Below are 18695 nucleotides of genomic sequence, written 5' to 3'. Positions count from 1 at the left end.
CGTGGCGTTTGAACGCGCGGCGATAGGACCGGAACCACTACAAGGCGTTGAAGCAGCTGATGCAGTTTTTATCCGATAGCCATGGGTGTGACGGCTGGCAAGGCGAGATGGCCGGGCGCATTCGTGCGTTTGACTGGAGCAGGACTGATCTGGGCCCGCTCGAGACCTGGCCGGCCAGCCTGTGCAGCACGGTCCAGCTGATGCTGGCTTCGCCGCTGCCGATGGTCATGCTCTGGGGCCATGCCGGTTACATGATCTACAACGACGCCTATTCGCGATTCGCCGGCGGCCGGCATCCGTACCTGCTCGGATCACCGGTGGAGCTGGGCTGGCCGGAGGTTGCCGATTTCAACCGGCATGTGGTCGACACCTGTCTGGCGGGCGGCACTCTGGAATACCGCAACAAGGTGCTGGTGCTGCTGCGCGATGGCGTACCCGAGGACGTCTGGCTCGATTTGTATTACAGCCCGGTGGCCAACGATGCCGGGATCCCTTCGGGCGTGATGGCGATGGTGGTTGAAACCACCGAACTGGTGCAGTCCGAACGGTTGCGCCAGGCTGCCGAAGACGCCTACCGCGCCGACAACGAGCGGGTGCGCCTGGCACTGAATGCAGGGGCATTGCTCGGCTCGTTTGTCTGGGACGTCAGAAACAACGTGCTGTCCGCCGACGAGCGATTTGCCCGCACATTCTCCTTCCCGCCGGACCAGGACCTGACCAACCTGCCGCAGCACATCGCCGAGGCGCACATTCATCCCGACGACCGCAGCTGGGTGCAGGAATGCGTCGAGAACTCGGTGCGCACCGGCGAGCCATACAACGCCGAATACCGGGTGATCCGCGCTGATGGCAGCTTCCTCTGGGTGCTGGCCAGCGGTTGCTGCGAGTTCGACGAGCAGGGTCAGCCGTTCCGTTTTCCCGGCGTGCTGATCGACATTCACGAGCGCAAGATCGCCGAGGAGTCCCTGCTCAAGTTCACCCGTAACCTCGAACAGCGTGTGGCGAATGAGGTCGAGGCGCGGCTCAGTGCCGAAGAGCAACTACGCCAGTCGCAGAAACTCGAAGCCATCGGCGGGCTTACCGGTGGCGTGGCCCATGACTTCAACAACCTGCTGCAAGTGATCGCCGGCAACCTGCATCTGCTGGCGCGGCATGAACCGGACAATGCCAACGTCCAGCGTCGGGTCAGCGCCTCGCTGGCGGCGGTGGAGCGGGGCGCCAAGCTGTCCTCGCAACTGCTCGCGTTTGCCCGTCGCCAGCCGCTGTCGCCGGCGGTGTGTAATCCCCGGCAGATCTTCGAAGGCGTCGGTGAGTTGCTGCAACGGGCGCTGGGCGAAACCATTCAGATCGACGTGCAACTGCCGGACGAACCGTGGCACATCAACGTCGACCGCAATCAACTGGAAAACGCCATTCTCAATCTGGCAATCAACGCCCGGGACGCCATGAAGGGCGAGGGCACGATTGTGCTTGGCGCCTCCAACCTTTCACTGGACCGGGCGTTCTGTTCGGGCAAAGGCATCGTGCCGGGGGATTTCGTCCGGGTTTCGGTCAGTGACAGCGGCGTCGGCATAGCCCCGCACATGCTGGAGCAGGTGTTCGAACCGTTCTTCACCACCAAGGCTGACGGTCAGGGCACCGGCCTCGGTTTGAGCATGGTGTTCGGCTTCGTCAAGCAAAGCGGCGGGCATGTGGAGATCGACAGTCGGATCGGCGAAGGCACGCGGGTGCAGTTGTACTTTCCACGCAGCCTGCGCCCCGTGCTCGATGACTCGCCGAGCGTCAATCACCAGCAGGCGGGCGGTCACGAGACAATCCTGGTGGTCGAGGACAACGAAGCGGTGCGCACCTCGGCAGTTGAGCTACTGCGCGAGGAAGGTTATCGCGTGCTGACCGCCGGTAATGGTGACGCAGCCATGCAGATGTTGATGGAAGGCGCTCGGGTCGACCTGATCTTCACCGACGTGGTCATGCCCGGTCTTATCAAGAGCTCCGATCTGGCGGCGTGGGCCAAGGTGCAAATGCCGCCGGTGGCCGTGCTGTTCACCTCGGGCCACACCCGCGACATCATCTCGCGCAACCACCAGCTAAGCCCCGACACCCATTTGCTCGGCAAGCCCTATGGCCCCGAAGCACTGCTGCAGATGATCCGTTCCGTGCTCAGCACCTGAGCTCCAATCCCCTGACCAAGGCTGGCCGATGACTTCCAGACGCAATTCCAGTTCTGCCGCCGGCATGGTTCGCGTGCGCGGTGCTCGTGAACACAACCTGAAGAACGTTGACGTCGATATCCCCCGTGATGCGCTGGTGGTGTTCACCGGGGTGTCGGGGTCGGGCAAGTCGTCGCTGGCGTTTTCAACGTTGTATGCCGAAGCCCAGCGGCGCTATTTCGAATCGGTGGCGCCCTATGCGCGGCGGCTGATCGATCAGGTCGGCGTGCCGGACGTTGATTCGATCGAAGGCCTGCCGCCGGCCGTGGCCTTGCAGCAACAGCGCGGCACGCCGAGCACGCGCTCGTCGGTGGGCAGCGTCACCACGTTGTCGAGTCTGGTCCGCATGCTGTACTCGCGTGCCGGCAGCTATCCGCCGGGGCAGCCGATGCTCTACGCCGAGGACTTCTCACCGAATACGCCGCAAGGCGCCTGCCCGGAGTGCCATGGGCTGGGCCGGGTCTATGAGGTCACCGAGGCGTTGATGGTGCCGGATCCGAATCTGACCATCCGCCAACGCGCCGTGGCCTCCTGGCCGCTGGCCTGGCAGGGGCAGAACCTGCGCGACATCCTGGTGACCATGGGCATCGACGTCGACATTCCATGGCGCAAACTGCCGAAAAAGCAGCGCGACTGGATCCTCTTCACTGAGGAAACACCGACGGTTCCGGTGTACGCCGGGCTGACGCCGGAAGAAACCCGCGTCGCCCTCAAGCGCAACATGGAGCCGAGTTATCAAGGCACCTTCACCGGCGCCCGGCGCTACATCCTGCACACCTTCACCCATTCGCAAAGCGCGCTGATGAAGAAGCGCGTGTCGCAATTCATGCTCGGCAGCCTGTGTCCGTTGTGCGATGGCAAGCGCCTCAAGCGCGAGGCGTTGTCGGTGACGTTTGCCGGGCATGACATCGGCGAGTTGTCGCGGATGCCGCTGCTGCAAGTCGCCGAAGTCTTGAAGCCGGTGGCGGACGCGAGCTGGCTGGAACACGCCGATGAAACCGGCGAAACCCTGACCCACAGCCAGACCCGCGAAGCCCGCCAGCAGCGCGTGGCCCATGGCGCCAGCGGCCACGCCAACGCGCCGGACGTGCGCCATACGCCGAACCTGTCGCTGGAAAAACGCCTGGCCGCGCAGCGCATTGCCGAGGACTTGCTGGACCGGGTCAGCACCCTGACCGATCTTGGCCTTGGTTATCTGGCCCTGGAGCGCAGCACGCCGACCCTGTCGTCCGGCGAGTTGCAGCGCCTGCGACTGGCCACCCAACTGGGTTCGCAGTTGTTCGGCGTGATCTACGTGCTCGACGAACCTTCCGCCGGCCTGCACCCGGCGGACGGCGAGGCGCTGTTCGAGGCCTTGCAGCGACTCAAGGCTGACGGCAACAGTGTGTTTGTGGTCGAGCACGACCTGGACACCATGCGCCGCGCCGACTGGCTGATCGACGTCGGCCCGGCGGCGGGCGAAAAGGGCGGGCAGATTCTCTACAGCGGCCCGCCGCCGGGGCTGGCGGCGATCGAACACTCGCAGACCCGCGCCTACCTGTTCGCCGAACAGCAACGGTCGACCCGTGCCGCGCGCAAGCCTTCTGGGTGGCTGAAGCTAGATGGCGTCACCCGCAACAACCTGAATAACCTCAGCGCCGAATTTCCGTTGGGTTGCTTTACCTCGGTCACCGGCGTCTCCGGTTCCGGCAAATCGAGCCTGGTCAGCCAGGCGCTGCTGGAACTGGTCGGCGCACAACTCGGGCGCAGCGTCAGTGACGCCGAGCCGGAAGAACTCAATCTGGAAGACGATACCCCGACCGCCAGCACCGGCCAGGTCAGCGCCGGGCTGGAGTCGATAAAACGTCTGGTGCAGGTCGATCAGAAACCCATCGGTCGCACCCCGCGTTCGAATCTGGCGACCTACACCGGGCTGTTCGACAACGTGCGCAAGTTGTTCGCCGCAACCAGCGAGGCGAAAGCGGCGGGTTACGACGCCGGGCAGTTTTCCTTCAACGTCGCCAAGGGCCGTTGCCCGACCTGTGAAGGCGAGGGGTTTGTCAGTGTCGAATTGCTGTTCATGCCCAGCGTGTATGCGCCGTGCCCGACCTGCCACGGCGCGCGTTACAACCCCGAGACGTTGGCCATCCTCTGGCAGGGCTTGAGCATCGCGCAGGTGCTGCAACTGACGGTGGACGAGGCGGTGACGGTGTTTGCCGAGCAGCCGGCGATCCGCCGTTCGCTGGAGGTGCTGCGCGACATCGGACTTGGTTACCTGCGCCTCGGGCAACCGGCGACCGAGTTGTCCGGCGGCGAAGCCCAGCGCATCAAACTGGCCACCGAACTGCAACGCAACCAGCGCGGTGCGACGTTGTATGTGCTGGATGAGCCGACCACCGGGTTGCACCCGCGAGACGTTGACCGCTTGCTGGAACAACTGGATACGCTGGTGACGGCAGGGCACACGGTGATCGTGGTCGAGCATGAAATGCGCGTGGTGGCGCAGAGCGACTGGGTGATCGACATTGGTCCGGGCGCCGGGGATCAGGGCGGCAAGATCGTCGTGGCCGGGACGCCGCAGAAAGTGGCGGCGAGCAAGAAGAGCCGGACTGCGCCGTTTCTTGCCCGTGCCTTGAGCCGCTAACTACGTCGCCAGGGCCGGCCTCATCGCGGGCAAGCCCGCTCCCACAGAGTCTGATGTGTTCACGAATTTGTGTACGGCACAAAAAACTGTGGGAGCGGGCTTGCCCGCGATGGCGGAGTATCAGGCGCCGTCGAGCGTGCGGCGTACCTTGTCCAGCAACTCACGGATCTGGAACGGCTTGACCAGCATCTCCATGCCCGCACCGAGGAACACCTGGCGGTTGATCGCGGTTTCCGCGTAACCGGTCATGAACAGGATCGGCAACCCCTCACGCCAGCCCCGGGCAACGTCCGCCAGTTCGCGACCGTTCATGCGCGGCAGACCGACGTCGGTCAGCAGCAGGTTGATCGACGGATCGTTCTGCAAGCGTTCCAGCGCCGTTTCGATATCGCCAGCCTGGGTGCAGCGGTAACCGGCGTCCTCCAGCACTTCGGTGACGAACAGCCGCACCGACGGCATGTCTTCGACGATCAGCACATGCTCGCCGGCCCCCTGCGGGTCGATCACGGGAGGCACCAGATCGGCGGCGGTCGGATCGGTGGTCGCCGGCAACATGATCGTCACTTCGGTGCCGCGCCGCGCCACGCTGCGGATGTGCGCATCGCCGCCGGACTGGCGGGCGAAGCCGTAGATCGTCGACAGCCCCAGCCCGGTGCCCTGGCCCAGTGGTTTGGTGGTGAAGAACGGTTCGAACACTTTGTCGATGACGCTGTGCTCAATGCCGGTACCGTCATCGCGCACCGACAGCGCCACGTAGGAACCATCGGTGAGGTTTGGATCGCCGTGGGAGTACGCAGCGTAGGTGCTGACCCAGATATTGCCGCCCTTGGGCAACGCGTCCCGGGCATTGATTACCAGGTTGAGCACCGCGCTTTCCAGTTGAATCGGGTCGACCAGCGCAATCGCAGGTTTAGTGGTCAGTTCAAGCTTGAGGGCGATGCGTTCGCCGATGGTGCGCACCAACAGTTCTTCGAGCGAACGCACGTGTTCGTTGATGTCCACCGGGCGGGTGTCGAGCGGTTGCTGGCGGGCAAAAGCCAACAGGCGATGGGTGAGCGAGGCTGCGCTCATCGCCGAGTTCAGGGCGGCTTCGGCGTAGAACTGAACCTTGTCCGGGCGGGCATCGGCGACGCGTTTCTGGATCAGCTCAAGGCTGGTGATGATCCCGGTCAGCAGGTTGTTGAAGTCATGGGCGATGCCGCCGGTGAGTTTGCCCAGCGCATCCATTTTCTGCACTTGCAGCAGCTGCGATTCGGCACGCACCCGGTCAGCGACTTCCTTGGCCAGTTGCGTGGTGGTGTCGTCCAGCCGCGCCAGGTGCGAGCGTTCGCGATGGCGGTGTTCGGTGACGTCTTCGACGAACACCAGGCTGAGCTCTGGCGTTCGGTACGGCGATATCTGCCACTGGGTTTCGCGGATCTCGCCCTGCACACGCATGTTCAGTGTGCCTTTCCAGCGTTCGCCGTCCACCAGTCGCAAGCGTAGTTCGTCGAGGATCGCGCTCTGATCCTCGGCGAAGCACTCACTGAGGGTCTGCGGGTCGCGGTTGTCCTGGATCAGTTGGGAGAAGGCGTGATTGCACTCGTGGACTTTCAGGTCGGCGTCGAGCACCGCGATGGGCGCGGAAATGTTGACGAAGATCTCGCGAAAACGCGCCTCACTTTCGCGCAACGCGTTCTCCGTGTCGCGGACTCGCAGCAAGGTGCGCAACGTTGCCAGCAGCACATCGGGATCGACCGGGTGAATCAGATACGCATCGGCACCGGCATCGAGGCCGGTGATGATGTCGCCGGTCTGGATCGACGCCGCCGACACGTGGATCACCGGGAGCAACGCAGTGCCCGGGTCGGTGCGCAGTTTACGCACGATGTCGAATCCGCTCATGTCCGGCAGGTTGACGTCGAGAATCAGCGCATCGAGCGGTTCGCTGGCGATCAGGGCCAGGCCGTCGCCGCCGGTGCCGGCCTCGAGCACTTCGTAACCGTGTCGCTCCAGGCGTCGGCGCAAGGCGTAGCGGGTGGCGACGTTGTCATCGACGATCAACAGACGGATGTCATGTTTCATCGACGTTCTCCTGGGCAATCGCCAGCGGAATGATCACGAAAAAGCTTGAACCCACACCCGGCGTACTTTCGACACCGACCTCGCCACCGAGCAATTCGGCGAAACGCTTGCACAGCGACAGGCCGAGCCCGGTGCCGCGCAGGCGTTTTTGCAGTGGTGAGTCGACCTGTGAAAAGTCTTCGAACAGGGTGCCGTGCAGCTCCGGGGCGATACCGATGCCGGTGTCGCTGACCGCAAATCGCACCTTGTCCTGACCCTCAAGGCGCGCCGAGACCCGGACTTCGCCACGGGTGGTGAATTTCAGCGAGTTGGAAATGAAGTTGCGCAGGATCTGCGCCAGCTTCTTGTCGTCGGTGAAGAGACGTGGCAGGCCCACCGGCTCTTCGAAAATCAGGTCTACGGCCGTGGCGTCGACAATCGGCCGGAACATCCCGCGCAGTGCGGCGAACAGATCGAACATGTCGAACCACGCCGGGGAAATGCTGATGCGCCCGGCCTCGATCTTCGCCAGATCGAGCAGGTCGTCGACCATGTCGCTGAGTTCACGGGCGGCGCTGCTGACGAACGCGACCTGCTTGTGTTGTTCGGGGCTGAGCGGGCCGTCGAGTTCGTCGGCCAGCAGGCTGTTGATGCTCAGGATCGAACCCAGCGGTGTACGGAACTCGTGGCTCATGTACGACAGGAAGCGGCTTTTCAGGTCGGAGGCCTGGCGCAGTTGTTCGGCTTGGGTGTCGAGTTCGGCGTACAGGGCGAGCACGCCCTGATTGGTCTCGTCGAGCTCTTCGCGCAGCGCGGCGGTTTCGCTCTGCAACTGAGCGATCAGCGCTGATTGTTCAGCGCTGTTCAAGGTCGGGGACTCAGCCATGGGCGGCCTCCAGGGCAACGACCAGCACCGTTACATCGTCGCGCCCGCGACAGAAATCGCGGTGCAGGACGGTGGCTATCACGGCGGGATGGCGATGCACCAGACCGGGGTAGTCTTGAAGGTTCCAACGGGACTGCAAGCCGTCGCTGTACATGATCAATAGATGTCCGTTCACGTGAGCATAGTCAAAGGGCTGGGCTTTTCGGTATTGGCCGCCGACGATCCCCGGGTGCGAGGCCAGTCCGCGGGATTTGTCGGAGGCGATCAGGCTTGCACCGATGTTGCCGATCCCGGCAAACGTCAGGCTGGCCCGGTCAGCGTGAAACTGTGCGAATGCCACTGCCCCGCCACGTGTCCCGATCATTTCGCGGTGCATGTCTTCCATCAGGACCGTTGGCGCGCCGAACGGGCTCAGGGCAAAGGCCTTTTCCCCGGCACGGGCCGCACGCTCGGCGTCCTCGCCATGGCCCAGACCATCGACGATCAGGGCGCTGATGTCACTGCCGTGAATCGCCAGATGCCAGACGTCGCCGCAGGCGGGATCGTTGTGCAGCGAGTGCTGGCTGACACCATACGGCAGATCCGCCTGGCGGTCGCTGCGCGGATACAGGCGAGCCAGCAGCACCGCGCCGCGATGATCGGCAAACACATCGAATACATCCGCCTGTCGTGCGACCGCACCCAGACCAATGCCTTGGGTGCCGCCGGTGGAGAAACCGTCCGCCAGACACGCGTCCAGATCAAACCCCTGGGCACGGTCGACTGCAATCATCTCGATGCCGTCGTCACCCTGACGGGGCACCAGGCGCAGGTGCAATTCCCCGTGCCCGGCATGCTTGAGCACATTGCTCGCCAGTTCAGTGGCTACCAGCGCCACGCGGCCGGCGTCGCTGTCACCGAAACCGTGCTGTTCGGCCAGCCGCTGCGCTGTGCGCCGGGCATGGCCGATCTGGCTGCTGTCCTCGATCACCAACACTTGGGTCAATGTCCCGCTGATGTTCATGTCCATCGGGTGATCGTTATGCGAGTGCCTTTGCCGGGCTCTGTGTCCAGTTCGAACTCGTCCACCAGCCGCTTGGCCCCGGTCAGGCCCAGGCCCAGACCGCTGCCGGAGGTCCAGCCGTCGGTCATCGCCAGTTTGATGTCGGGAATACCCGGGCCTTCATCGCGAAAGGTCAGGCGCAGGCCGACCTTGTGGTTGTCATCGAGGATCTCCCAGTCCATGTCGCCGCCACCACCGTAGACCATGGTGTTGCGCGCCAGCTCGCTGACGGCGGTCACCAGTTTGGTCAGGTCGATCAGGCGCATGCCGCATTCGGTGGCCAGCTTTCGCGCCTGTTGCCGGGCCAGCACCACGTCCTGCTCGATGTTGATCGGTTGGGTACCGCTGCTGCGCACGGTCATTGCTGGCGTACTCGTTCCTGCAGCAGTTTCATGCCGCGCTCGACGTTCAGCGCGGTGCTGACGCCCGGCAGGTTCAGGCCGAGCTCGACCAGCGTGATCGCCACCGCCGGTTGCATGCCGACGAGCATGGTTTCGGCGTCCATGATTTTCGACAGGCCGGAAATGGTGCCGATCATCCGGCCGATGAACGAATCGACCATGTCCAGCGCCGAGATGTCGATCAGCACCCCGCGCGCCGAGGTTTTGCTGATGCGTTCGGACAGATCGTCCTGGAGGGTGAGGGCGAGCTGGTCATGCATGTCGACCTGGATGGTCACCAGCAGGAAGTCGCCCATCTGAAGAATCGGGATACGTTCCATTGGTTAAACCGTCTTGGCGAGGGTGATGCCCAGGCGGGTCAGCGCCAGTTTCAACGCATCGGCCAGATTGGCTTTGGTCACCACGCCTTGCAGGTCGAGGCCCAGGTGGACGATGGTCTGGGCAATCTGCGGACGCACGCCGCTGATGATGCAATCGGCACCCATCAGGCGAATCGCAGTCACGGTTTTCAGCAGGTGCTGGGCCACGAGGGTGTCGACGGTCGGCACGCCGGTGATGTCGATGATGGCGATTTCCGAACCGGTGTCGACGATGCGTTGAAGCAGCGATTCCATCACCACCTGGGTGCGTTGCGAGTCGAGGGTGCCGATCATCGGCAGCGCGAGCACGCCGTCCCACAGCTTGACCACGGGGGTCGACAGTTCCAGCAGTTCTTCCTGCTGGCGCTTGATCACCGCTTCACGGGATTTCTGGAAGGTACGGATGGTGTACAGACCGAAGGCATCGAACAGCTCGGAGATTTCCCAAAGCTGTTCGGCGAGCAGGGCGGGCTGGTCCTGATAATGGTTTTGCAGCAGGGCGAACAACGGGCCCTTGAGCGAGAATATGAAGCTGGCGGTCTGTTGCGAATCCTGACCGAGCTGGGCACGACTTTGAGACAGTTTTTCGAGGAACTGGCGCATGCCTTCCCAGCCCTGCGCGGTGATGTTGGTGCCGCTGTCGTTTTCCAGGCCACTGACCACCAGTTGCAGGAATTCGCCGGTCTGTTGCTGTATGTCGTGTTCTTTGAGGTTGCGGGTAGCACCGCTGGTTTGCAGTCCGTTGATCCATTCGCCCAGCAGTTGTGCCTGTTTGTTTTTCATCGCATCGAGTGTGCTGTTCTGCAGTGCTGCCATGTGCCTGTTGCTCCATTGCGAATTGGGGGCCGGTTCTTCGGAAAATGACCGGCGCGAAGTGAATGACCTTGGCCGTTCGAAATAGTTGTTTGTCCCCGCGAGGATATTTTTGATCTACCGCAAGGAACGCACCGGTAACTCTAGTCGGCGTGGCCGGGAATGCTGATCTTTCGCGTGCAATGCAAAGAGGCCGCGTCCAATGGAGGCGGCCTCTTGAGTTGTGTTGCGGTTACTTGCTCGGGTGCTTGGCCTGCAATTCCTTGGCGGCAGCCAAGTGTTTTTCCAGCCCCGGCAACATTTTCTGGGCAAAGGCTTTGAGTTCAGTGGCGCCTTTGACTTTGTCGTCGGTCACGGTATTGGCTTGTTTCTTGAACAGTTCAATGGTTTCTTCGTGGGCCTTGACCTGATTGTTGGCGTACGCCGCATCGAAGGACTCATCGCGGACTTCGAGTATTTTTTCTTTGGCTTGTTTGACCAGGGTCGTGGTGTCCGGCACCTCGATGTCGTGAGCCTTGGCGATGGTAGCCAGTTCATCGTTGGCCTTGCCGTGGTCGGTGATCATCATGTTGGCAAAGGCCTTGATGTCGGCCGACTGGCTCTTCTCCAGCGCCAGGCGGCTGGTCTCGATCTCGGCAATGCCGCCGGCCGCAGCGTTGTCGACGAAGTCATTGTCGGTGGCGGCAAAGGCCGAGCCCATGCCGGTGCTCAACGCAACGGCCAGAAAAAGATGACGCAGTTTGAATCCGTCCATTGGTGTTTCTCCACGCAGGTTTTTGTGAGCGTTATTCAATGGAGGGAATTGGCCGAACAAAGGTTTTATCGCATTCGCGAAAGGGCGACGAACGGGCACCGCTGGTCTGACAGGTGGTCGACAGAACCTGCCAACCGAGGCCATTCTGATACCTGGCCAGCGCAATCGGTCGCGTTGGCTGCCGATCAACTGACGGAGGTGTTCCATGCCGGTGACTCATGATTTGTTACAGGACTTGAAACTTACGAAGGAAGAGATCCAGCAACGACGCACCGCGGATCCACATCTGGATGCACTGATCAACAAGTATTCCCAGGCGGACGCCGAAGTCGTCAAGGCCGAGACGGCGACCTCGGATGCACCCAGCGACGACACCCTGAAGAAACTCAAAGAGAAACGCCTGCAGGTCAAAGACAAGATCGTCGAGCAGTTGCAGGCCCGAACCTGACCGTCAGTCGCGCCACCGGCCTTTGGTGGTGAAGCGACTGGAACGACAGCCCCGACCGGCACCTCGAATGTTCAGAGTCTTCACATAGCGACTCTCAGCGAGGTGCCTTATGAAAGATCCAAAATTTCCTAGTGAAGAGCAGGGGGCATTCGACCCGGTTCCGACGCATCCCGAGCCGAACAGTCCGGCGCACACCGTCCGTAATCCTGAAGAGGAACGCAAGAGCGAGGAAGTGCCGGAGGATGAGGATCCGGACAAGTTCGATCGGTCCAGTAACTGATCGTCCGCCATCGCTGGCTTGCCAGCGATGACGTCAGCCGATTCATCACAAATCTCAAAGCCTCACTTCAAGGCGGCGTCCAATGGCATCCGCGCCATGTGCGTGGCCTTCAGCGAGCCGAAATACAACCACTCGCCATACTCGCGCACCGTGGTGATCGGCGAGTAATTGCCGGCGCTGGCATCCTGCAGATTGGCGATCACTTTGCCATCCAGGTCCAGCCCCAGCACGAACCCGCGCTTCTCCACCGGTTTGGGCAGCACGGTCATGGCCCGCACGATCATCTTGCGTACGAACGGGTGTTCAGCGGTGCGATCCAGCAGCGGATTGCGCGGCGTGTATAGCGCCACCCAGAAGCGATCCCGGCCATTGAAGGCGAGGTTGTCCGGCAGCCCCGGCAGGTTGTCGATGAACAGGTCTTGGGTGCCGGCCTTGGGCCCGGTCAGCCAATAGCGGCTGATGCGATAGGCGCCGGTTTCGTTGACCAGCACATAGGCGTCTTCCGGGCCGAGGGTCACACCGTTGGCGAATTCCAGTTTGTCGAGCAGCACGACGGTCTTGCCGGTCTGGAAGTCATAACGCAGCAGGCGTCCGTCGCCGCCGTGCTCGATGATCGCTTCGCCATCGTGACCGTAACCCCAGCGACTCGAGGCATCGCTGAAGTAGGCGTAATGCCCGGACTTGTCGATGGCCACGTCATCGGTAAACCCGAACGGCAAGCCATTGGCTTCGGTGGTCAGCGCCACCAGTTGCCCCTGTGCATCAAGGGACAGCAAACCCTTGACCCCGTCAGCGATCACCAGCAAACCGTTGGGGTGCCGCGCCAGCCCCAGCGGCCGGCCGCCGGTATCCGCCAGCACCTTGCGCTGCTGGCCGTCGAGGCTGGTGCGCAGCAGGCGTCCGTCATGCAGTCCGGTGATCAGAAAGTCGTTTTCCAGCAGCAGCGCTTCCGGGCCTTCGATGTCGCTCGGGCCGACTTGTGCCGCGCCCTTGAGTCGCTGGTTGTCAGCGAATTGGCCTTCGGTCAGCGAGGGCGCCGGTTGCGGTGTCCAGGCCACGGGCTTGACCTTGGTCGGCATCAAGAGCAAAAAGCCCAGAAGCCCGATAACCAGCAGCAACAGCAGATAACGCCATCTCACACGTGGGCTCCCGCGAGTGCCAGGTGCCGGGTCGCCATGTCACGAAGGGCCAGCATCGAAGCCGCCGATTCGCGATCGATGCGCCGCTTGAGCAGCAGGTGGTTGGCGATGCGCAGGCCGATGCCCTCGAACTGATAATCGAGGGTGCGCACGAACCGCGTGGCATCGTTTTGCGCCGAGCATTCATAGGTCAGCAGCAACGACAGACCCTGATCACTCTGGGCCCGCGCGCACCAGCGCCGGCCGGGCAGGTATTCGGTGACTTCCCAGCGCAAATGCCCCTCGCGCCCACCGGCATGAATGTCCTCGTCGAATCGCGCACCGGCATGCAACGCACCGCTCGGGCCGTCGATCTTCAGCGATGACGGATGCCACTCCGGCCAGCGACTGACGGTGGCGGCGTAGGCGAGGACGGCGATCGGATCACCGACGATGTCGACTGTGTGCTGCATGCGGGTCATGGGCGTTCTCGAATCGGTCAGAGGGGCGGTTTCCGGCTCCCAGTAAAGGGTGCCGAACAGGTAGTCCATCAGCGGAAAAACGATATTGAAATTACGCTCCTGCATGCGCTCGCGACGGTGATGCAGCTCGTGCAGACGGCGCATCTGGCGGATCCACGGCAGGCGGGTCAGCGGGTTCTGCGGCGGCAGATGCTCGCAGGCGTGAAACACTTCATAGGTCAGGTAACCGAACACCATGCAGCCGCCGAACAAGCCGGCGACGTTGCTGTTGACCTGCGCGAACAGCCACCACAAGGGCAGGGTGATCGCCAGCGTGTGCAGCACGATCAGCCAGGCGGGAAACAGGATCACCCGCCAGTCGCGGGCGCCGTCGTAGGTCATGTGGCCGGGGGTGAAGAAGCTGTGATGATCGCCGGCATGCCGGGCGTAAAACATCCGCGCGAAGCTCTTTTTATGATGGCCGAGGTGGCGGTGCACCATGTACACGCCGAAATTGAAGAACAGCAGGGTCAGCGGCACGGCCAGCCATTCCAGCGGCCGCACCTGGTGCACGCTGCTCCAGAACGCGCCGATGGCCAGCACGCCGAACAGCAGCACGAACGCGCCGTGCAGCCACGGGTTGTAGCGGGGATGAATCGCCGCACGGTAGCGGCTGCGAAATGCCTCGGTGGTCTGCCTCACTGCGGTCACCTGCGGATATTGTCGTTATCCCGGCAGAGTAGCCGATCCCGCCGTTTGTGCAGGGGCAACCTTCAGGTCACAAGTGCCATGCTCCGGTGCATAGCGGCCGTCAGCTCAACGGGTTCCAGCGCTGCGACCAGTCGTCATCGGCCTTGATCACTTCGCGCAGCAGATCGAACGCCTGTTGCAGGATCGCCGAGTCGCGGTCGCGAGAGTAGACGAGGTAGGTCGGATAGCCGAATTCCGGGGCTTTGGTCACCGGCTCCAGCGCGCCGCTTTCCAGATAAGTGCGCACCACCCGGGTCCGGAAATAGCCGCTGCCGCCGTTCTCCAGGATGTATTGCAGGGCCAGCGGGCCGAGGTTGAAACTCAGGGCAGCCTTGGCCTTTTCCGGCAGGGCCGCGTCGTGCTGTCGACGGAAGTCCGGTCCCCAGTCGATGTACACGTAGGGGGAAGGGCGGCCGGGCGTGGTGACCAGAATCAGTTTCTCTTCGAGCACCTGCTCGACCTGCAGCCCCGGCCAGTATTCCGGTTGATAGACCAGCGCCGCATCGAGTACGCCCAGTTCGAGCTGACGCAGCAGGTTTTCGCCGTCGCGGATCTCCATGCGCAACGCATGACCTGGGATTTTCTCCCGCAACTCGGCGGCCCAACTGAGCATCAGCGGGTTGCACAGACTGACCTCGCCGCCGATGTGCAGCACATTGTGATAGCCCTCGGGCAAGGGCAGGTCGCGGCGCGCCGCTTCCCAGGTCTGCACCAGCTGATTGGCGTAGACCACGAAAGCCTCGCCATTGGCGGTCAGCCGCGCACCGGCACGGTTGCGCACGAACAGCGTGCTGCCCAACTGGCTTTCGAGTTTCTGGACGCGGGCGGTGATTGCCGTTTGCGTGACGAACAGCTTTTCAGCCGCCGCGGCGAGGCTGCCGTGGCGGACGATTTCCAGAAAGGTGCGGGCGAGGTCGATGTCCATGGGCGGGCCGGTGGTTGAGGTGCCCGCATTGTACGGGCAGCCCCGGGACCGCGTCATTGTTCAGTCAGCCACTTCGACTTCACGCACCCGAGCCCAATCCTCCACCAACCGCGCCGGCGTGCAGCAGGTCTTGCGCTTGTAGACGAAGTTGCGGCACTTCTCGGCAAACTGATTGCGGTTGTACAGCATGTCTTCCTGCATCTCCTGCAACTCCGCCTCGCGGCACTGACGAATCAACACATGATCGACCCGCAGCTTGCGCTCCCGCACCGCCGCATAAGTCGGATCACTCAGCACACTGTTGGCCCGTTGCAGCAACCACAGCGAGAACTCGTCCGGGCAGCGCGGGCCGATTTCCTGGACCATGCCCAGTTGCAGCGCCTGCGCAGCGCTGACCGGCAGACAGGCTTGGGTCAGTTGTTCCGCCATGGCCGGGCCGACGGCGCGGGGCAGGCTGTAAGTCCAGTATTCCGAGCCGTACAGCCCCATGCTCTTGTAGTGCGGATTGAGCACGATATCGGCGCGGGCAAACACGATGTCAGCCGCCAGAGCGAGCATCACGCCACCGGCCCCGGCATTGCCGGTAACGCCGCTGACCACCAGTTGCCGTGCGCTGAGCAATTCTTCGCACACATCATCGATGGCCTGGATATTGGCCCAGGCTTCGGCGCCCGGATCTTCGGCAGCCTGAATCACGTTCAGGTGTACGCCGTTGGAAAAGCTGCCGCGTCCGCCCTTGATCAACAGCACCTGAGTGTCGCGGGATTTGGCCCAGCGCAGGGCCTCGACCATGCGCCGGCATTGCTCGGTGCTCATGGCGCCGTTGTAGAACTCCAGCGTCAGCTCGCCGACCTGTCCGGACTCGCGATACCGGATCGGCTGATACGTCTCGTCGCTGAACGGCGCGTTGGCAATCGACCAGTCCAGCACCGGCACGCCAGACAACTGCCCGGCCAGCACATGCCGCGCCGGACGTTTGAAGGTTTCTTCGCCCGGTTGCGGTTTGCGCCGCAGCGAGCCGATCCACAGGCTGTGATCACCGGTCGCCACCAACACCGCGTCGTCATGCACCGCGAGAATCTCGCCGGGCATTCCGGTGCGCTGATCGAGGTGCGCGTCGTACACGTAATACTGCCCGCCAGCGAGGCTGGCGAGTACGCCGGGCTGACCGTCCGCCGCGTCGATGCAGCGTTTGATGAAGCGCGAGCAGTCGTGCCAGCTGAAGGTGCGGTCGTCCTGCTTCATGTTCGGCTGCAATCGCCCGCGCACTGTCGGATCGTTGTAATCCAGCGCGACCGGCACGAAGCCTTCGATGAATTTCTCCACCACTTCGCGGATGCAACGGATCGCCGCGTCGCTGACCCGGCCGTTGTACAGCTCGGATTTGCGCAGGCCTGTCGGCAAGTTGAATTCGCAGGTGGCCCAGACCGGGCCGGCGTCCATTTCTTCCACCGCTTGCAGGGCGGTCACGCCCCAGGACGGCAGCTCGCGCATGATCGCCCAGTCCAGCGCACTGGCACCGCGATCGCCGACGATGCCGGGGTGAATGATGACGACCGGGCGCTGCGGATTGCTCCACAGCGCGTGGGGAACACGATCCTTGAGGAACGGGCAGATCACCAGGTCGGCGCCGCTGTTTTCGATTTGCTCGCACACGGCGGTTTCGTCGGTGAACAGCACCACGCTGGGTGAATGCCCGGCCTGACGCAGTTCCAGCCAGGCACGCTGGGTCAGGCCGTTGAACGCCGACGACAGAAGAATGATGTTGAGTGATCGCATGATTGCTCTTCCTTGAAAGGTCAGCCGCAGGCTCCCGGTGAGCCGTCCGTGGCTATCGATGGAGGCGCAAGGTTAGAGACTGGCGTGACGGGCGCCACTGATCGAGATCAACGTTGTGTCAGCCAATGTTGCCGTGGCGACGACGTGCCTTATTCTCAAAGGTTTGATGATCCTGATTTTTTATTACTTCAAATGTCTCAGGCGCTATTGCACAGTCGCACCCCTGATCACCGCCGGAAGATCCCGGCGTATCCATGGATTTTCGCAGCGGGTGGAGCCCGTTTTCAGGGAGTAAGGCATGGGGAGTCACAACCCGCATTACCAGGTCATCGGGCAAATGTTCCAAAAGGACTACCGATGGCTCTGCGCAGCGGTCAGCCGTACCCTCGGCTGCCCGCATAGTGCACAGGACATTGCTTCGGAAACGTTTCTTCGGGTTTTGGCACTGCCCGATCCGTTGGCGATTCGCGAACCCCGCGCGCTGTTGACCACGATTGCCCGGCGGCTGGTCTATGAAGGCTGGCGCCGGCAGGATCTGGAGCGCGCCTATCTGCAGAGCCTGGCACTGGCGCCGGAGCCGGTGCACCCGTCGCCCGAGGAGCGGGAATTGGTGATCGAAACGCTGCTGGCGGTGGATCGCCTGCTCAATGGCTTGTCGGCCAAGGCAAAGGCTGCGTTTCTCTATCACCAGCTCGACGGTCTGACCTACAGCGAAATCGGCGAACGCCTCGGCGTGTCCACCAGCCGCGTGCAGCAATACATGGTCGAAGCCTTCAAACGCTGCTATCAGGCGATGCAGGCATGAGGCCGGACGAAACGCTGATCGACGAAGCCGCGCAATGGATGGCGCTGCTGCAATCGGGGCACGTCAGCTTGCAGGAGCGCGCGGCCTTCGACGCTTGGCGCACGGCAGACCCAAGGCATCAGCAGATCATCGAGCAAATGGGTGGCGGGCTGAACCTGCTGCGCCATTCGAACCTGCGCGGGTTGCCGCGTGAGAGTGTGTTGCATAGCCTGAATGCACCGTCCAGTCGCCGTCGATTCCTCAGCGGCAGTTTGAGTGTGCTCGGGATCGCGGTGCTGGCCGGTTTGCTCGGTCGACGTTATGGCTGGCTGCCCGAGGCCGGCGAGTTGTCGACCGGTACCGGCGAGCGTCGGGAATTCACGCTGGAGGATGGCAGCGCCCTTACGTTGAATGCCCGCAGCCGCGTGGTGCCGCGCTTCAACAATCTCGAACGTTTGCTGGACTTGCGCAGCGGCGAGCTGCTGATCGATGTGGCGAAAAATCTGGCCCGGCCGTTTGTGGTCGAAACCGAGCATGGGCGGATGCGTGCGCTCGGGACCAAATTCCTGGTGCAGCGCGGTGACGATTCGACGCAGCTGGTGATGCTGCATTCGCAAGTCGAAGTGGTCACCGCCGGTGGGGCGCGGCAAGTGGTGGAGGCGGGCGAAAGTCTGCTGTTCAACAGGCAGGAAATCCTCGCGCTGGAACGCAGCAAAGGGCAGGAAAGCGCCTGGGTGCAAGGGCGGCTTGAAGTGCGCGATCGGCCTTTGAGCGAAGTCATCGACAGCCTGCGCAGCTACCGTCGCGGCATCCTGCACCTGAGCCCCGAGGTCGCCGGTTTGCGCCTCAGCGGTCTCTATCCGCTGGACGACAGCGACCGCACTTTGCAACTGCTGGAGCGTTCGCTACCCATCCGTGTCACCTGGCACAACCCGTACTGGGTGAGCATCGAAGCACGGTTATAAATCCATAACTTCCTGGTCTATCCGTCCCCCTATAAAAAGCGCCGGCCCGCTGCT

Annotated in this window: 17 protein-coding genes; 6 read left to right on the top strand and 11 right to left on the bottom strand. The window is 62.7% G+C overall.

Translation table 11 applies throughout. The annotated features are described in order from the left end of the window. The first annotated feature begins 59 nt into the window (after positions 1–59). Positions 60–2171: a PAS domain-containing sensor histidine kinase gene (locus LOY31_RS16165; RefSeq protein WP_258711846.1), complete on the top strand. Its 2112-nt coding sequence runs from the start codon at positions 60–62 to the stop codon at positions 2169–2171. 28 nt (positions 2172–2199) lie between these two features. Further along, positions 2200–4833 (top strand): excinuclease ABC subunit UvrA, encoded by a 2634-nt coding sequence (locus LOY31_RS16160; RefSeq protein ID WP_258711845.1) that lies wholly within the window; start codon positions 2200–2202, stop codon positions 4831–4833. A gap of 120 nt (positions 4834–4953) precedes the next feature. Here LOY31_RS16160 and LOY31_RS16155 read toward each other — a convergent pair whose 3' ends face one another. The 7 genes from LOY31_RS16155 to LOY31_RS16125 form a co-directional block, all read right to left on the bottom strand. Next, positions 4954–6897 (bottom strand): response regulator, encoded by a 1944-nt coding sequence (locus tag LOY31_RS16155; RefSeq protein ID WP_221534875.1) that lies wholly within the window; start codon positions 6895–6897, stop codon positions 4954–4956. Then, positions 6887–7762, bottom strand: coding sequence for a sensor histidine kinase KdpD (locus LOY31_RS16150; RefSeq protein WP_085603199.1), 876 nt, complete (start codon positions 7760–7762; stop codon positions 6887–6889). The genes LOY31_RS16155 and LOY31_RS16150 overlap by 11 nt, the downstream gene beginning before the upstream one ends. Further along, a complete protein-coding gene (locus LOY31_RS16145) occupies positions 7755–8765 on the bottom strand; it encodes an ATP-binding protein (RefSeq protein WP_085605127.1) in 1011 nt (336 codons plus the stop codon). Before LOY31_RS16145 ends, LOY31_RS16150 begins: the two co-directional genes overlap by 8 nt. After that, positions 8762–9166 carry an anti-sigma regulatory factor gene (locus LOY31_RS16140; RefSeq protein WP_085603201.1) on the bottom strand — a complete coding sequence of 135 codons (405 nt, stop codon included), beginning with the start codon at positions 9164–9166 and terminating at the stop codon, positions 8762–8764. The genes LOY31_RS16145 and LOY31_RS16140 overlap by 4 nt, the downstream gene beginning before the upstream one ends. Further along, a complete protein-coding gene (locus LOY31_RS16135; RefSeq protein WP_007959463.1) occupies positions 9163–9525 on the bottom strand; it encodes an STAS domain-containing protein in 363 nt (120 codons plus the stop codon). Before LOY31_RS16135 ends, LOY31_RS16140 begins: the two co-directional genes overlap by 4 nt. Before the next feature lie 3 nt (positions 9526–9528). Continuing rightward, positions 9529–10380: an STAS domain-containing protein gene (locus LOY31_RS16130; RefSeq protein ID WP_085603203.1), complete on the bottom strand. Its 852-nt coding sequence runs from the start codon at positions 10378–10380 to the stop codon at positions 9529–9531. Positions 10381–10609: 229 nt separating this feature from the next. Further along, positions 10610–11131 (bottom strand): DUF4142 domain-containing protein, encoded by a 522-nt coding sequence (locus LOY31_RS16125; protein ID WP_221534878.1) that lies wholly within the window; start codon positions 11129–11131, stop codon positions 10610–10612. A gap of 205 nt (positions 11132–11336) precedes the next feature. Between LOY31_RS16125 and LOY31_RS16120 the strand changes: the two genes are divergently transcribed. Together LOY31_RS16120 and LOY31_RS16115 are read left to right on the top strand one after the other, a co-directional pair. Further along, positions 11337–11579 carry a YdcH family protein gene (locus LOY31_RS16120; protein WP_007959466.1) on the top strand — a complete coding sequence of 81 codons (243 nt, stop codon included), beginning with the start codon at positions 11337–11339 and terminating at the stop codon, positions 11577–11579. 109 nt (positions 11580–11688) lie between these two features. After that, a complete protein-coding gene (locus LOY31_RS16115) occupies positions 11689–11859 on the top strand; it encodes a hypothetical protein (RefSeq protein ID WP_007959467.1) in 171 nt (56 codons plus the stop codon). A 62-nt stretch (positions 11860–11921) separates the two neighbouring features. Here LOY31_RS16115 and LOY31_RS16110 read toward each other — a convergent pair whose 3' ends face one another. From LOY31_RS16110 to LOY31_RS16095, 4 genes are all read right to left on the bottom strand, one after another. Next, a complete protein-coding gene (locus tag LOY31_RS16110; RefSeq protein WP_256578423.1) occupies positions 11922–12938 on the bottom strand; it encodes an SMP-30/gluconolactonase/LRE family protein in 1017 nt (338 codons plus the stop codon). Positions 12939–12994: 56 nt separating this feature from the next. Beyond that, a complete protein-coding gene (locus LOY31_RS16105) occupies positions 12995–14140 on the bottom strand; it encodes a sterol desaturase family protein (RefSeq protein WP_258711844.1) in 1146 nt (381 codons plus the stop codon). 109 nt (positions 14141–14249) lie between these two features. Next, positions 14250–15113, bottom strand: coding sequence for a LysR family transcriptional regulator (locus LOY31_RS16100; RefSeq protein ID WP_085603211.1), 864 nt, complete (start codon positions 15111–15113; stop codon positions 14250–14252). 60 nt (positions 15114–15173) lie between these two features. Continuing rightward, a complete protein-coding gene (locus tag LOY31_RS16095) occupies positions 15174–16892 on the bottom strand; it encodes a hydrogenase maturation protein (protein ID WP_085603214.1) in 1719 nt (572 codons plus the stop codon). Positions 16893–17190: 298 nt separating this feature from the next. On the opposite strand from LOY31_RS16095, the gene LOY31_RS16090 reads away from it, so the two are divergent. Further along, entirely contained in the window at positions 17191–17697 is a 507-nt protein-coding gene (locus tag LOY31_RS16090) for a sigma-70 family RNA polymerase sigma factor (RefSeq protein ID WP_011334510.1), read from the top strand. Then, positions 17694–18641 carry a FecR domain-containing protein gene (locus tag LOY31_RS16085; RefSeq protein WP_258711843.1) on the top strand — a complete coding sequence of 316 codons (948 nt, stop codon included), beginning with the start codon at positions 17694–17696 and terminating at the stop codon, positions 18639–18641. Before LOY31_RS16090 ends, LOY31_RS16085 begins: the two co-directional genes overlap by 4 nt. The last annotated feature ends 54 nt before the right edge of the window (positions 18642–18695 follow it).

Source organism: Pseudomonas sp. B21-021, assembly GCF_024749205.1.
Lineage (GTDB): Bacteria > Pseudomonadota > Gammaproteobacteria > Pseudomonadales > Pseudomonadaceae > Aquipseudomonas > Aquipseudomonas paraglycinae.
The sequence above is the reverse complement of the archived record's forward strand: the minus strand, read 5'-3'. Positions and strand labels throughout refer to the sequence as shown.

Coding starts and splice junctions, on each gene's coding strand:
- LOY31_RS16135 (WP_007959463.1), bottom strand. CDS start 9,525: ATGGAACGTATCCCGATTCTTCAGATGGGCGACTTCCTGCTGGTGACC.
- LOY31_RS16160 (WP_258711845.1), top strand. CDS start 2,200: ATGACTTCCAGACGCAATTCCAGTTCTGCCGCCGGCATGGTTCGCGTG.
- LOY31_RS16130 (WP_085603203.1), bottom strand. CDS start 10,380: ATGGCAGCACTGCAGAACAGCACACTCGATGCGATGAAAAACAAACAG.
- LOY31_RS16120 (WP_007959466.1), top strand. CDS start 11,337: ATGCCGGTGACTCATGATTTGTTACAGGACTTGAAACTTACGAAGGAA.
- LOY31_RS16155 (WP_221534875.1), bottom strand. CDS start 6,897: ATGAAACATGACATCCGTCTGTTGATCGTCGATGACAACGTCGCCACC.
- LOY31_RS16085 (WP_258711843.1), top strand. CDS start 17,694: ATGAGGCCGGACGAAACGCTGATCGACGAAGCCGCGCAATGGATGGCG.
- LOY31_RS16115 (WP_007959467.1), top strand. CDS start 11,689: ATGAAAGATCCAAAATTTCCTAGTGAAGAGCAGGGGGCATTCGACCCG.
- LOY31_RS16095 (WP_085603214.1), bottom strand. CDS start 16,892: ATGCGATCACTCAACATCATTCTTCTGTCGTCGGCGTTCAACGGCCTG.
- LOY31_RS16110 (WP_256578423.1), bottom strand. CDS start 12,938: ATGCCGACCAAGGTCAAGCCCGTGGCCTGGACACCGCAACCGGCGCCC.
- LOY31_RS16165 (WP_258711846.1), top strand. CDS start 60: ATGCAGTTTTTATCCGATAGCCATGGGTGTGACGGCTGGCAAGGCGAG.
- LOY31_RS16100 (WP_085603211.1), bottom strand. CDS start 15,113: ATGGACATCGACCTCGCCCGCACCTTTCTGGAAATCGTCCGCCACGGC.
- LOY31_RS16140 (WP_085603201.1), bottom strand. CDS start 9,166: ATGACCGTGCGCAGCAGCGGTACCCAACCGATCAACATCGAGCAGGAC.
- LOY31_RS16150 (WP_085603199.1), bottom strand. CDS start 7,762: ATGGCTGAGTCCCCGACCTTGAACAGCGCTGAACAATCAGCGCTGATC.
- LOY31_RS16145 (WP_085605127.1), bottom strand. CDS start 8,765: ATGAACATCAGCGGGACATTGACCCAAGTGTTGGTGATCGAGGACAGC.
- LOY31_RS16125 (WP_221534878.1), bottom strand. CDS start 11,131: ATGGACGGATTCAAACTGCGTCATCTTTTTCTGGCCGTTGCGTTGAGC.
- LOY31_RS16090 (WP_011334510.1), top strand. CDS start 17,191: ATGGGGAGTCACAACCCGCATTACCAGGTCATCGGGCAAATGTTCCAA.